10 protein-coding genes and 1 riboswitch are annotated in these 13,105 nt (G+C 74.6%); of the genes, 5 read left to right on the top strand and 5 right to left on the bottom strand.

The annotated features are described in order from the left end of the window. Nucleotides 1–18: 18 nt before the first annotated feature. Nucleotides 19–1,092, bottom strand: coding sequence for a phosphatidylinositol-specific phospholipase C domain-containing protein (locus DEJ50_RS06505; RefSeq protein ID WP_150206635.1), 1,074 nt, complete (start codon nt 1,090–1,092; stop codon nt 19–21). 193 nt (nt 1,093–1,285) lie between these two features. Here DEJ50_RS06505 and cbiE point away from each other — a divergent pair, with 193 nt between their 5' ends. Genes cbiE through DEJ50_RS06525 form a run of 4 tightly spaced genes read left to right on the top strand, consistent with a single transcriptional unit; the run spans nt 1,286 to nt 4,808 of the window. Then, on the top strand, nt 1,286–2,566 hold the full coding sequence (gene cbiE / locus DEJ50_RS06510; protein ID WP_150206636.1) for a precorrin-6y C5,15-methyltransferase (decarboxylating) subunit CbiE: 1,281 nt from the start codon (nt 1,286–1,288) through the stop codon (nt 2,564–2,566). A gap of 1 nt (nt 2,567) precedes the next feature. Beyond that, complete coding sequence (gene cobM, locus DEJ50_RS06515; protein ID WP_150206637.1) at nt 2,568–3,317, top strand: precorrin-4 C(11)-methyltransferase; 750 nt, start codon at nt 2,568–2,570, stop codon at nt 3,315–3,317. Beyond that, nucleotides 3,307–4,161: a cobalt-precorrin-6A reductase gene (locus tag DEJ50_RS06520; protein ID WP_150206638.1), complete on the top strand. Its 855-nt coding sequence runs from the start codon at nt 3,307–3,309 to the stop codon at nt 4,159–4,161. Before cobM ends, DEJ50_RS06520 begins: the two co-directional genes overlap by 11 nt. Then, nucleotides 4,158–4,808, top strand: coding sequence for a hypothetical protein (locus DEJ50_RS06525; RefSeq protein WP_223837626.1), 651 nt, complete (start codon nt 4,158–4,160; stop codon nt 4,806–4,808). The genes DEJ50_RS06520 and DEJ50_RS06525 overlap by 4 nt, the downstream gene beginning before the upstream one ends. Nucleotides 4,809–4,838: 30 nt before the next feature. Here DEJ50_RS06525 and DEJ50_RS06530 read toward each other — a convergent pair whose 3' ends face one another. From DEJ50_RS06530 to DEJ50_RS06540, 3 genes are read right to left on the bottom strand one after another with little or no spacing between them, the layout of a single operon-like run. Further along, nucleotides 4,839–6,344 (bottom strand): precorrin-2 C(20)-methyltransferase, encoded by a 1,506-nt coding sequence (locus DEJ50_RS06530; RefSeq protein WP_150206639.1) that lies wholly within the window; start codon nt 6,342–6,344, stop codon nt 4,839–4,841. Beyond that, the gene (locus tag DEJ50_RS06535) at nt 6,341–6,988 is read right to left on the bottom strand and encodes a precorrin-8X methylmutase (RefSeq protein ID WP_150206640.1); all 648 of its coding nucleotides are present in this window, start codon (nt 6,986–6,988) and stop codon (nt 6,341–6,343) included. Before DEJ50_RS06535 ends, DEJ50_RS06530 begins: the two co-directional genes overlap by 4 nt. 4 nt (nt 6,989–6,992) lie before the next feature. Further along, nucleotides 6,993–8,342: a cobalamin biosynthesis protein CobG gene (locus tag DEJ50_RS06540; RefSeq protein WP_223837627.1), complete on the bottom strand. Its 1,350-nt coding sequence runs from the start codon at nt 8,340–8,342 to the stop codon at nt 6,993–6,995. A gap of 164 nt (nt 8,343–8,506) precedes the next feature. After that, nucleotides 8,507–8,674: riboswitch (cobalamin riboswitch) on the top strand. 32 nt (nt 8,675–8,706) lie between these two features. Here DEJ50_RS06540 and cobN point away from each other — a divergent pair. Beyond that, entirely contained in the window at nt 8,707–12,318 is a 3,612-nt protein-coding gene (cobN, locus tag DEJ50_RS06545) for a cobaltochelatase subunit CobN (protein ID WP_150206642.1), read from the top strand. Between the two features lie 36 nt (nt 12,319–12,354). Here cobN and DEJ50_RS06550 read toward each other — a convergent pair whose 3' ends face one another. Next, complete coding sequence (locus DEJ50_RS06550) at nt 12,355–13,080, bottom strand: phytanoyl-CoA dioxygenase family protein (protein ID WP_150206643.1); 726 nt, start codon at nt 13,078–13,080, stop codon at nt 12,355–12,357. Nucleotides 13,081–13,105: the final 25 nt, after the last annotated feature.

The raw sequence follows: 13,105 nt of genomic DNA on the forward strand, positions 1-13,105 counted from the left end.
GGGCCGGACCGGACCGGGTCAGCCGCGGGGGACGACGGTGCCGAGGACGGACGGCAGCGGGTACCAGTCCGCGGAGATCACCGAGGCGTGCTTGCCGGCGAGCAGGGCGAGCCGCTCGCGGGCCTGGACCTCGGTGGGCCGGGTGCCGTCGATGGCGGGGGCGACGTTGTGGGCGTCGGTGGCGATCAGCAGGTAGTGGTTGCGGTCGTACCAGCCGGTGTCGATGGAGCCGCCCGCATAGGCACTCGCGTCGCCGTCGAAGACCACGAACCAGGGGCGGAGGGAGGCGTCGGCGTAGCGGTTGCGGGGGTCGCCGGCCTCGGCGCGGTGCACGGCGGGGAAGGCCGCGGCCTGGCCGAGCCGGCCGGCGGCGGCGAGGTTGCGCAGGTGGATGGCGTACTCGCGGTCGGTCCACAGCTTGTCCGCGGCGTTGCCCTCCTCGAGGGTGCCCGGGATGAGTTCCACGATGAACTTCCCGGCGAGGGCGGCCCGGCTCGGCCAGGCGCCGGCCCGGGCGGCGGTGTCCAGGTCGGGGTGGCCGGCGGCGAGCTGTCCGGGCCGGTAGAGGGCATCGCCGAGCTTGGCGCCGAGCAGCGCGTCGAGCTCGGCGGGACCGCGGCCGAGGTTGGCGGCGAAGCCGTCCTTGAGCTCCAGCTTCAGCACGATGGGCCGGTGGCCGGGGTGGGCGTCGTGCCAGCTGCGGATGTCGGCGAGGCAGCCGGCGAGGTTCTGGTTGCGGGCCTTGGTGCGCAGCTGGGCGGGGGTGGTGGCGTTCTCGCAGTTGTTGTCGTTGCCGACCGGGTTGCTGTGGGAGACCCGCCAGGAGCTGCCGAAGAAGTTGGTCCAGACGTCGATCTCCAGCATGGCGGCCCCGGAGTCGAGGGCGTCGGCGAAGTAGGGGTACTTGGCCTTCTCGTACGCGTTGTGCACGCCGACCCCGGTGGAGCCGGCATAGGAGTCCGCGGCGCGGGACTCCTCCGCCCGAGCGGAACCGGCCGGTGCGGCGGAGGCCGCCCCGGGTCCGAGCCCCAGGGCCAGAACGGCAACGGCCACCGCCGCCACCCCGCCCGTGATGCGGTCACGCAGTCCCATGATCCCGACTCCCTTACTCACCGGTAGGCCAACTGGCCGGGAGCGTAGGGGAGTCGAGTGAACAATGAACAGGTCCACGACAACGTCAAGGTGATCCCGGTGTGTCCGCCGCCCTCGGGGCAGGGCGGCGGGCCGGAAGCCCGGCGGGTAGAGTGCGGGGCCAGCCCCGTCCCGTGTCCCGAGGAACCGCGCAGTGAGCTCCGCACCACCCCCCATACCTGTGACGGTCGTCGGCATCGGAGCGGACGGCTGGACCGGGCTCGGTACCGCCGCCCGGACCGCCCTGACCGGGGCCGATGTGCTGATCGGCGGCCCCCGGCAGCTGTGCCTGCTGCCGGCCCGCGCCTGCGAGGGCGAGCGGGTGGCCTGGCCCACCCCGCTGCGCCCGGCGGTGCCGCGGCTGCTGGAACGCTACGCCGGCCGCCGGATCGCGGTGCTCGCCAGCGGGGACCCCATGTTCTACGGGATCGGGCGCGCGCTCTGCGAGGAGCTCGGACCGGACCGTCTGGAGGTCCACCCGCACCCCTCCTCCGTCTCCCTGGCCTGCGCCCGGCTGGGCTGGCCGGTGGAGGACACCGAGGTGGTGACGGTGGTCGGCCGCCCGGTGGCCAGGGTCGCCGCCGCACTGCACGAGGGCAGGCGGGTGCTGGTGCTCGGCGCGGGCGCCGGATCGCCCGCCGAGATCGCTGCTCTGCTCCGAGAGCGGGGCTTCGGCCCCACCCGGATGCGGGTACTGGAACAGCTCGGTGCCGAGCAGGAGCGGACGTACGAGGGCACGGCCGCGGACTGGGCCCACGCACCGGGCGACCCGCTCCATGTGATCGCCCTGGACTGCCGCCGCACCCCCGGCGCCCTGCGCCTGGGCGCCACCCCCGGACTCCCCGACGCCGCGTACGAGCACGACGGGCAGCTGACCAAGCGCCATGTCCGGGCCGCCACCCTGGCCGCGCTGGCCCCCGCCCCCGGCGAACTGCTGTGGGACGTGGGCGGCGGCTCCGGCTCCATCGGCATCGAATGGCTGCGCACCCACCCCTCCTGCCGGGCCGTCACGGTGGAACGCTCCCCCGAACGCGCCGAGCGCATCCTCCGCAACGCCGCCGCCCTCGGCGTACCGGCGCCCGGTCTGCGCGTGGTCACCGGCGCGGCCCCGGAGGCCCTCGCCGGACTGCCCGCCCCCGACGCCGTGTTCATCGGCGGCGGGCTGACCGCGCCCGGACTGCTGGAGACGGTCTGGGCGGCGCTCCCGGCCGGCGGCCGGCTGGTGGTCAACACCGTGACCCTGGAGTCGGAGGCACTGCTCGGCCGCTGGTACCGGCGGTACGGCGGGGAGCTGGTGAAACTCGCCGTCTCGCACGCGGTGGCGGTCGGCGGGTTCACCGGCTGGCGTCAGGCGATGCCGGTCACCCAGTGGTCCGTGACCCGACCGGCCGAGGACGGAACCGAGGACGGAACCGCGAAGGGAATCAAGGACTGACATGACCGTGTACTTCATCGGGGCGGGCCCCGGCGCCGCCGACCTGATCACGGTGCGCGGTGCGCGCCGGCTTGCCGCGAGCCCGGTGTGCCTGTACGCGGGCAGCCTGGTGCCGCGCGAACTGCTCGCCGAATGCCCGCCGGACGCCTGCCTGGTCGACACCTCCCAGCTCAACCTCGACCAGATCGTCGCCGAGCTGGTCGCCGCCCACGAGGCGGGGCTGGACGTGGCCCGGCTGCACTCCGGCGACCCCTCGGTGTTCAGCGCGGTGGCCGAGCAGATGCGGCGGCTGGACGCGGCCGGAGTGCCGTACGAGGTGGTGCCCGGGGTACCGGCGTTCGCGGCGGCTGCCGCCGCGCTGAAGCGGGAGCTGACCGTCCCGACGGTCGGCCAGACCGTGATCCTCACCCGGATCGCCCAGCAGGCCACCCCGATGCCGGAGGGCGAGGACCTCGCCACCCTGGGCCGCAGCGGCGCGCTGCTGGTCCTGCACCTGGCCACCCGCTATGTCGACCGGGTGGTCGCCGAACTGCTCCCGCACTACGGTGCGGACTGCCCGGCGGCGGTGGTCGCGATGGCCTCCCGCCCGGACGAGCTGATCCTGCGCGGCACCCTGGAGGACATCGCCGGCCAGGTGAAGGCGGCGGGCCTGGTCCGCACCGCAGTGATCATCGTCGGCCGCACGCTGGGCGCGGAGCAGTTCCGCGACAGCCACCTGTACTCGCCGGACCGCGACCGGCATGTCTGCTGATCCCGCTGCGCGGCACGTACAGGTCCCCGGCCTGCACACCGAGGCCGCTGGTACCGCCGGCTCCACCGCGGCCCCAGGCTCCGCTGCGCGGCACGTACTGATCCTCGGCGGGACCACCGAGGCCCGGCGGCTGGCCGAGGCCCTGGCCGGGGCCGGCGGGCCGGGGCGGGTCACCACCTCGCTGGCCGGCCGGGTCGCCAACCCGGTGCTGCCGCCCGGCGAGACCCGGATCGGCGGCTTCGGCGGGCCCGCGGGCCTCGCCGCATGGCTGTCCGGGCACGGGGTGACGCATCTGGTCGACGCCACGCACCCGTTCGCGGAGCGGATGAGCTTCCACGCCGCCGCGGCGGCAGCCGCCACCGGCATCCCGCTGCTGGCCCTGCGCCGCCCGGCCTGGGCCCCGGTCGCCGGGGACCGCTGGCACCGCGTCCCCTCCCTGGCAGCCGCCGCCGAGGCCCTGCCCGGCCTCGGCACCCGGGTCTTCCTCAGCACCGGCCGGATGGGCCTGGCCGCCTTCGCGGGGCTGGACCGGCTGTGGTTCCTGGTGCGCTCGGTGGACCCACCCGGGCCACCGGTGCCGGCCCGCACCGAAGTCCTCCTCGACCGGGGGCCGTTCACCCTGGACGGAGAGCGGGAGCTGCTGCGCCGGCACCGGATCGAGGTCCTGGTCACCAAGGACAGCGGCGGCTCGGCCACCGCCCCCAAACTCGCCGCCGCACGCGAGGCCGGCCTCCCGGTCCTGATCGTGGACCGGCCCGCGGTCCCGGCCGGGGTCCCGGTGGCGGAGTCGGTGCCGGCGGCGCTGACCTGGCTGTCAGAGGCGGGCCGTACCGTCATCCCGTGACGACGACCCTGATGACCGACGCCGGGCCGGTGGCCCCGGACGCCCCGGTGACCCGCACCGGCGGAATCCCGCTGGCCCCGGCGGGCACCGAGTGGCCGCACTGCGCGGAGTGCACCGGCCCGATGCAGTTCCTGGCCCAGTTCTTCCTCGAGGACGGCCCGGGCGCGATCGCCGTGTTCATGTGCCAGAACCAGCCGGGGCTGTGCCAGGCGTGGGACCCGGTGGCGGGCGGCAACCGGGCCCTGCTGTTCCCCTCCGAGGGGCTGGTCCCCGTGCCGCTCCCCGGACCGGACGGGGAGGGCACGGACGCGGACGCCGCGGACGGCTGGAGCGTGCTCGGACTCGGCGCCGTACGGGCCGTGGCCCGCGCTGCGGCGCCGGAGCCGGACTACTTCGACGCCTGCGCCGCATGGGCGGCGCGGACCGGCCGCGCCACCGCGGAGGTACTCGGGCAGCTCGGCGGGACGCCGTACTGGCTCCAGAACGACGAGACGCCCGACTGCCCCGGCTGCGCGCAGCCGATGGCGTTCACCGCCCAGCTGGACGAGGGCCCGGACCCGGTCACCGCCATGAACTTCGGCTCCGGCAGCGCCTACCTGCACGCCTGCGGTCCCTGCGGCCGGGCCGCCTTCGGCTGGCAGTGCTGAGGCGGCGGCCCGGTCGGTTCGGAACTCCCGTCAGGACTCCGGGTAGCGGCGCGGGGTCCAGGCGATCCGGGTGCCGTCGCCGCGCTCGGTGACCCGGGTCTGGGAGGACCCGATCAGCAGGATCGTCCGCATGTCCACCTCGGACGGTTCCAGCGTGCCCAGGGTCAGCACCCGGACCCGCTGCTCCGGCCCGCCGACATCGCGGGCCACCACCACCGGGGTGTCCGCCCCGCGCAGTTCCAGCAGCAGATCCCGGGCCTGCGCGACCTGCCAGGTGCGGCTGCGGGAGCCCGGGTTGTACAGGGCGAGCACCAGGTCGGCCGCGGAGGCGGCGCGCAGCCGCTCCGCGATGACCTCCCAGGGCTTGAGCCGGTCCGACAGGGAGATCGTCGCGTAGTCGTGGCCCAGCGGCGCGCCGGCCGCCGCGGCGGCGGCATTGGCGGCGGTCACCCCGGGCAGCACCCGCACGGGCACGTCCTTGTACGCGTCCTGCGCGGCCACCTCCAGCACGGCCGTCGCCATGGCGAACACGCCCGGGTCGCCGCCCGAGACCACCGCGACCCGCTTGCCGCGCCGCGCCAGGTCCAGGGCGAACTCGGCGCGCTCCGACTCGACCTTGTTGTCGGAGCCGTGCCGGATCTGGCCGGGCCGGACCGGCACCCGGTCCAGGTAGGTGGTGTAGCCGATCAGGACGTCCGCGTCGGCCAGGGCCCGCTTGGTCTCCGGGGTGAGCCAGAGCGGGCCGGCCGGGCCGGTGCCGGCCACCACGACCTCGCCGCCGGCCGGTCCGGGCCGGCCGCCGGGGTTGCCGACCCGGCTCGGTACCACCGCCACCGCGAAGTACGGCACCGACTCGGGGTCGGTGTCCGCCAGCAGCCCGGTCCGCTCGCCCGCCATCGTCGCGCGTTCCGCGTAGCGCGCCTCGGCCAGCCGGCCGGAGTCCGCCATGGCCTGCCGGACGGCCGGGAAGGTACGGCCGAGCTTCATCACCACGGCGGAGTCGGTGGCCGCGAGGCGGGCGGTGAGCTCCTCCTGCGGGAGGGTGCCGGGGAGGATGGTGAGGACTTCCTCGCCCTCCACCAGCGGGGTCTGCAGCCGGGCCGCGGCGGCGCTCACCGAGGTCACGCCGGGGATGACCTCGGTCGGGTAGCGGTCGGCGAGCCGCTTGTGCATGTGCATGTAGGAGCCGTAGAAGAGCGGGTCGCCCTCGGCGAGGACGGCGACCGTGCGTCCGGCGTCCAGGTGGGCGGCGAGCCGGGCGGCGGAGGCTTCGTAGAACTCCTCCATCGCTCCCTGGTAGCCGCCGGGGTGGTCGGTGGTCTCGGTGGTGACCGGGTAGACCAGCGGCTCCTCGATGTGGTCGGCGCGCAGGTGTTCCTGCGCGATGGACCGCGCGATGGAGCGTCCGTGGCGGGCGCTGTGGTAGGCGACGACGTCCGCCCCGGCGATCACCTGGACGGCGCGCAGCGTCATCAGGGACGGGTCGCCGGGCCCGAGCCCGACCCCGTAGAGACGTCCCTTGGCCGTGGTGCTCATTCTTCCTCGCTCGCTATCGCGTTGACGGCGGCGGCTGCCATGGCGCTGCCGCCGCGCCGGCCGCGGACGATCAGGTGGTCCAGGGCGGCGGGGTGTCCGGCGAGCGCGTCCTTGGACTCGGCGGCGCCGATGAAGCCGACGGGAACGCCGATGACGGCGGCCGGGCGCGGGGCGCCCTCTTCTATCATCTCCAGCAGCCGGAACAGGGCGGTGGGCGCATTGCCGACGGCGACCACGGAGCCCTCCAACAGACCACGGTCCCGCCAGAGTTCGAGTGCGGCGGCGCTGCGGGTGGTGCCCATCTTCGCCGCGAGGTCCGGCACGGCCGGGTCGGAGAGCGTGCACAGCACGTCGTTGTCGGCGGGCAGCCGCTTGCGGGTGACCCCGCTGGCGACCATCTGTACGTCGCACAGGATGGGCGCACCGGCGTGCAGGGCGGCGCGGGCGCGCAGCACGACCTCGTCCGTGTAGCCCAGGTCCCGGGTCAGGTCGGTCATCCCGCAGGCGTGGATCATGCGGACGGCGACCTGGGCGACCGAGGCGGGCAGCGCGGAGAGGTCCGCCTCGGCGCGGATCGTGGCAAAGGACTGGCGGTAGATCGCGGCGCCGTCCTTCTCGTACTCGAACACGGGGTACTCGCTCATTTCTTCACTGTGTGGGGTGGTCGGCGTCGGGCTCGGCGGTGGTGCCGCGGGCGGCCCGCAGGGCGGTTGCCAGGTCGGGGCCGGCCGGCAGCGGGCGGCCGTGGGCGGAGAGTTCGTAGCCGTCGCGGGTGGCGAGCACGTCCACCCAGGCGGTACCGCGCGGATGTCCGCACCGGCGCTCACAGCCGGACCAGTGCACGGGCAACAGCCCCCCCGGCCCGCCGGCCGCCGCAGCGGCCCCCGCATTCGTCGGTGCTCCGGCCGCCACCGCGGCCTTCGCGTCGGCCTGTACGTCCGCCAGTGCCTTGGCGCAACCCGGCCGCCCCGTACAGGAGGTGACGTTCTCCCAGGGGCTGTCGGGGGACACGATCAGGCCGGCCGCCGCCAGCCGGGCCGGGCCGTTGACCGGGCGCCGGACGGGGGCGCCCGGAAGGACCACGGTGCGCCAGGGGGTGATCCGCATGCCCTGCCCGCGGTCGGCGATCTGCACCAGCACCCGCCACTGCGCGGTGGTCAGCCGGCCGAGCGGCGGCAGCACGCAGAGCGTCGCGCGCTGCCCGGCGCCCGTCCCCCGCGGCATCGGCGGGGCCGCGTACGGCCAGTCCACCTCGGCCACCCGCTCCGCGGCGATCCCCGCGGCGCCCAGCCGCTCGGCGAACCGGCCCTCGTCCAGCGCGTGTTCGGCGGGCAGCTCGCGCACCCGCCAGGCCCGGGTGCCGGCCGCGTCCGCGGCGTCCAGGAAGTACTCGGCCGCGAGCAGCGCCGCCCGCGCAGCGTCCTGCGCGGCCACCGACACGGCTCCGGCGGCCGGCCCGAGGCGGACCAGGGCCCGCTGCCGCGGCTGCCCGAGCACGGTCACGTCCGGCTCCAGCGCCGCCACGTCCCCGCGCCCGTCGTCCACGGCGAACAGGAAGCGGCCCGACAGGGCGGTCACGCGCGCGTTGGCGCACAGCAGCCGGTCCAGCTCCCGGACCCAGGGCAGTACGTCGGGCCGCCCCGGGCTGCCGTCGCCCGACAACGGCGTGGCCACGATGTTGCGCACCCGTTCATGGCCGGGCGCGGGCAGCAGGCCGGCCGCGTCCAGCAGCCCGGCCAGTCCGGCCCCGCAGCCCTCGTCCAGCCCGCGCAGCTGCACATTGCCGCGCGAGGTGAGTTCCAGGTGCCCGTCGCCGAACCGGTCGGCGGCCAGCCCCAGCAGGGAGGCCTGGTGGGCGGTCAGCAGCCCGCCGGGGATGCGGATGCGGGCCAGGTGTCCGTCGTCCGCCGCATGCAGCCGCAACGCGCCCGGGCAGGCGTCACCGCGGTCCCGTATGACGGGATTGTCCGGTGACGCTGCGGAGCGGTGCGGTGGCATGGCGGCGAGCATACCCACGATTGCCGGGCCCGGGCCTGTGGCCGTCACCACCCTCCGGCGCGCCCCGGCCCCGGCAGCACACACCGCCCCGCACCCCGGCGCACACCGCGGTCGCCGTGCGCCCGGCCACCCGTAAGCCCCCCTCCCGTCCGGGCCCGACCCGCCCTTAGGATGCAGGTCGGCGGGCCGACTGGTCCGTCTTCGCCGAGGACGGCGACATGGGAGGAAGCCCGGTGAGATTCCGGCGCGGTCCCGCCACTGTGAGTCCGGTGGCAGCCGGTGACGGCTGCTTCCGGGTGAGTCAGGAACTCCCGCCGTCCGCACTGCCCGGGGCGCGGAAACCCCGAGGAAGGCATGCCGCCGCATGATCCTGCTGTTGTCGACCTCCGACACCGATCTGCTCAGCGCTCGCGCCGCCGCGGACGGACCTGTTCCGTACCGGTTCGCGAACCCTTCCCGGCTCCCCCTGGACGATCTGCCGCAGCTGCTGGACGGCGTACAGCTGGTCGTCGTACGCCTGCTCGGCGGCCTGCGGGCCTGGCAGGACGGGCTGGACCTGCTGCTGGCGGCCGGCCAGACCCGGCCGGTGGTCGTACTGACCGGCGAACAGGCCCCGGACGCCCAGCTGATGGAGGCCTCCACCGTCCCGATCGGCATCGCCGCCGAGGCCCACGCCTACCTCGCGCACGGCGGGCCGGCCAACCTGGAGCAGCTGGCCCGGTTCCTGTCCGACACCGTGCTGCTGACCGGCCACGGTTTCGAGCCGCCCGCCCCCGCGCCGACCTGGGGACAGCTGGAGCGCAACGCGGTCCGCCCGTACGGGCCGCGGATCGCGGTGCTCTACTACCGCGCCCACCAGATGAGCGGCAACACCGCCTTCGTGCACGCCCTGTGCGATGCCATCGTGGAGGCCGGCGGCACCCCCGCCCCACTGTTCGTGTCCTCGCTGCGCAGCCCCGAGCCGGAGCTGCTGCGCGAACTGGAGGGCGCCGACGCGATCGTGACCACCGTCCTCGCGGCCGGCGGCACCCGGCCGGCCGAGGCCTCGGCTGGCGGGGACGACGAGTCCTGGGACGCGGGCGCGCTCGCCGCACTCGACGTCCCGATCCTCCAGGCCCTGTGCCTGACCTCCTCGCGCAGCACCTGGGAGGAGAACGACGAGGGGCTGTCCCCGCTGGACGCCGCCAGCCAGGTCGCCGTGCCCGAGTTCGACGGCCGCCTGATCACCGTGCCGTTCTCCTTCAAGGAGATCGACGCCGACGGCCTGCCCGCGTACGTCGCCGACCCCGAGCGGGCCGCCCGGGTCGCCGGTATCGCCGTCCGGCACGCGAAGCTCCGCCACACCCCGAACGCCGAGAAGAAGATCGCCCTGGTGCTGTCGGCGTACCCGACGAAGCACTCCCGGATCGGCAACGCGGTCGGCCTGGACACCCCGGCCTCGGCCGTGGCCCTGCTGCGCCGGCTCATCGAGGAGGGCTACGACTTCGGGCCGGCGGAGGAGATCCCCGGCCTGGTCTCGGGTGACGGCGACGAGCTGATCCGCGCCCTGATCGAGGCCGGCGGCCACGACCAGGACTGGCTCACCGAGGAGCAGCTGGCCCGCAACCCGGTCCGCATCCCGGCCGCCGACTACCGGCGCTGGTACGGGCAGCTGCCCGCGGAGCTGCGCGAGGAGGTCGAGCAGCACTGGGGCCCGGCACCCGGCGAGATGTTCCTGGACCGCACGCACAACCCGGAGGGCGACATCGTCCTCGCGGCGCTGCGCCGCGGAAACCTGCTGATCCTCATCCAGCCGCCGCGCGGCTTCGGCGAGAACCCGATCGCGATCTACCACGACCCGGACCTGCCGCCCTCGCACCACTACCTGGCCGCCTACCGCTGGATCCAGGCGGCTGCCGCCGACGGCGGCTTCGGCGCCGACGCGATGATCCACCTGGGCAAGCACGGCAACCTGGAGTGGCTGCCCGGCAAGAACGCCGGACTGTCCGCGTCCTGCGCGCCCGACGCCGCCCTCGGCGATCTCCCGCTCGTCTACCCGTTCCTGGTCAACGACCCGGGCGAGGGCACCCAGGCCAAGCGCCGGGTGCACGCCACCCTGGTCGACCACCTGGTGCCGCCGATGGCCCGCGCCGACTCCTACGGGGACATCGCGCGGCTGGAGCAGCACCTGGACGAATACGCGCAGATCTCCTCCATGGACCCGGCGAAGCTCCCGGCGATCCGCGCCCAGATCTGGACGCTGATCCAGGCCGCTAAGCTGCACCACGACCTCGGTCTCGAGGAGCGCCCGGACGACGAGGGCTTCGACGACTTCCTGCTGCACGTCGACGGCTGGCTGTGCGAGGTCAAGGACGCCCAGATCCGCGACGGCCTGCACGTGCTGGGCGGCGCCCCGGCCGGCCCGGAGCGGGTCAACCTGGTCCTGGCGATCCTGCGGGCCCGTCAGATCTGGGGCGGTACGACGGCCCTGCCGGGTCTGCGCGAGGCCCTCGGCCTGGACGAGTCCGCGGCCACCCGCACCTCGGCCGACCAGGCGGAGGAGCAGGCCCGGGCCCTGGTCCAGGCGATGGAGGACGCGGACTGGAACCCGGCCGCGGTGGCGGCGGTCGCGGCGGGGCACCCCGGTGCCGTGGCCGACGTCCTGCACTTCGCAGCCCGCGAGGTGGTGCCGCGGCTGGCGGCCACCACCGACGAACTGGCCCACGCGGTGCACGCCCTGAACGGCGGTTTCGTACCGGCCGGCCCGTCCGGCTCCCCGCTGCGCGGCCTGGTCAACGTGCTGCCGACCGGCCGGAACTTCTACTCCGTCGACCCCAAGGCGGTGCCCTCGCGGCTCGCCTGGGAGACCGGGCAGGCCCTCGCCGAGTCCCTCCTCACCCGCTACCGCACCGACAACGGCGACTGGCCGGCCTCCGTCGGCCTCTCCCTCTGGGGTACGAGCGCGATGCGCACGGCGGGCGACGACGTCGCCGAGGCCCTCGCGCTGCTCGGCATCCGCCCGGTGTGGGACGAGGCCTCCCGCCGGGTCACCGGCCTGGAGCCGATCCCGCTAGAGGAGCTGGGCCGTCCGCGCATCGACGTCACCCTGCGCATCTCGGGCTTCTTCCGGGACGCCTTCCCGCACGTCATCGGCCTGCTGGACGACGCGGTACGGCTGGCCGCCGGGCTGGACGAGCCGGCCGGGGACAACTTCGTCCGGGCCCACGCGCAGGCGGACCTGGCCGAGCACGGGGACGAGCGCCGGGCCACCACCCGAATCTTCGGCTCCCGCCCCGGCACCTACGGCGCGGGAATCCTCCAGCTGATCGACAGCCGGGACTGGCGCACCGACGCCGACCTCGCCGAGGTGTACACGGTGTGGGGCGGTTATGCGTATGGCCGCGGGCTGGAGGGCCGGCCGGCCCGCGCCGAGATGGAGTCGGCGTACAAGCGGATCACGGTGGCGGCGAAGAACACCGACACCCGCGAGCACGACATCGCCGACTCCGACGACTACTTCCAGTACCACGGCGGCATGGTGGCCACGGTGCGCGCGCTGCGGGGCACCGCCCCGGAGGCGTACATCGGCGACTCGACCCGCCCGGAGACGGTCCGGACCCGCACCCTGGTCGAGGAGACCTCGCGGGTGTTCCGGGCCCGGGTGGTGAACCCCAAGTGGATCGAGGCGATGCGCCGCCACGGCTACAAGGGCGCCTTCGAGCTGGCGGCGACGGTGGACTACCTGTTCGGGTACGACGCCACGACGGGCGTGGTCGCGGACTGGATGTACGACAAGCTGACCGAGACGTACGTCCTGGACCCGCAGAACCAGGCCTTCCTGAAGGAGGCCAACCCCTGGGCCCTGCACGGGATCGCGGAGCGGCTGCTGGAGGCCGAGTCCCGCGGCCTGTGGGAGAAGCCGGACCCGCAGATCCTGGAGGCCCTGCGCGAGGTGTACCTGGACACCGAGGGCGGCCTGGAGGGCGAGGCGGAATAGCCGCCTCCGCCGCCGTCGCGCGCCGCGGCCGGCCGGTCATCCGGCCGGCTGCGGCACCGGATTTCGTCCTCCTCTGCGCAGCGGAAGATCACCGAAGGCGGCGTCGTTGGGGGTGAGCTCGACGGTCCGGGCGCTCTTGTACTCGTTGACGAGGATCGAGCGGTGGCGCGCCGTACGGTTGGTGCTGGCCCGGTGGACGGTGAGGCAGTGCAGGAAGAGAACCGATCCCGGGCGCGCCAGGACGGGTTTTGCTTCGTGCTCTTCGGGCCCGGGACCGGGCTCGCAGCGGCGATGGGACCCCGGCCAGACGAGCGTGGCACCGGACTCGGCATCCATCTCGTCGAGGTAGATCAGCGCGGTGACCAGCTCCGGGAGAGTGTGCTGATCGGTGTCCAGGTCACGGTGCCAGCCTTCTTCGGCCTGGAGCCCCGCGGGGCGCAGCCGGGCGAACCCCATGTGGAAATTGATGTCGGGTCCCAGCAGTTCACTGACGACGTCGAGGATCCGCGCGTCGTGGATCAGGGAGTACCAGGCGTCCCCGGCCAGCGGGGTGTTGACAATCTTCCAGACCGCGTACGGGTTGTAGGGGTCGAGGTTCGGCAGGGGCCGGTCCGACGCCGCGTGGATGTACAGGCGAGGATGCCCCGGAACTGGCGGGTCGATGAGGTCGGAGAGCATTTTCTTCATCCGTGCCACTTCACCCTCGGAGAAAATGTCCAGCACGAGATATCCGTCGCGCTCGAACGCGGCCAGGTTGTCCACTGTCGGGCTCCTCACGAAGTAAGTG

The sequence above is a fragment of the Streptomyces venezuelae genome, assembly GCF_008642295.1.
Classification (GTDB): Bacteria; Actinomycetota; Actinomycetes; order Streptomycetales; family Streptomycetaceae; genus Streptomyces; species Streptomyces venezuelae_C.

What these genes read in the sequence shown, in the direction of transcription:
- cobN (WP_150206642.1), top strand. Translation starts at nt 8,707, where the DNA reads ATGATCCTGCTGTTGTCGACCTCCGACACCGATCTGCTCAGCGCTCGC.
- DEJ50_RS06530 (WP_150206639.1), bottom strand. Translation starts at nt 6,344, where the DNA reads ATGAGCACCACGGCCAAGGGACGTCTCTACGGGGTCGGGCTCGGGCCC.
- DEJ50_RS06520 (WP_150206638.1), top strand. Translation starts at nt 3,307, where the DNA reads ATGTCTGCTGATCCCGCTGCGCGGCACGTACAGGTCCCCGGCCTGCAC.
- DEJ50_RS06505 (WP_150206635.1), bottom strand. Translation starts at nt 1,092, where the DNA reads ATGGGACTGCGTGACCGCATCACGGGCGGGGTGGCGGCGGTGGCCGTT.
- cobM (WP_150206637.1), top strand. Translation starts at nt 2,568, where the DNA reads ATGACCGTGTACTTCATCGGGGCGGGCCCCGGCGCCGCCGACCTGATC.
- DEJ50_RS06540 (WP_223837627.1), bottom strand. Translation starts at nt 8,342, where the DNA reads ATGCCACCGCACCGCTCCGCAGCGTCACCGGACAATCCCGTCATACGG.
- DEJ50_RS06535 (WP_150206640.1), bottom strand. Translation starts at nt 6,988, where the DNA reads ATGAGCGAGTACCCCGTGTTCGAGTACGAGAAGGACGGCGCCGCGATC.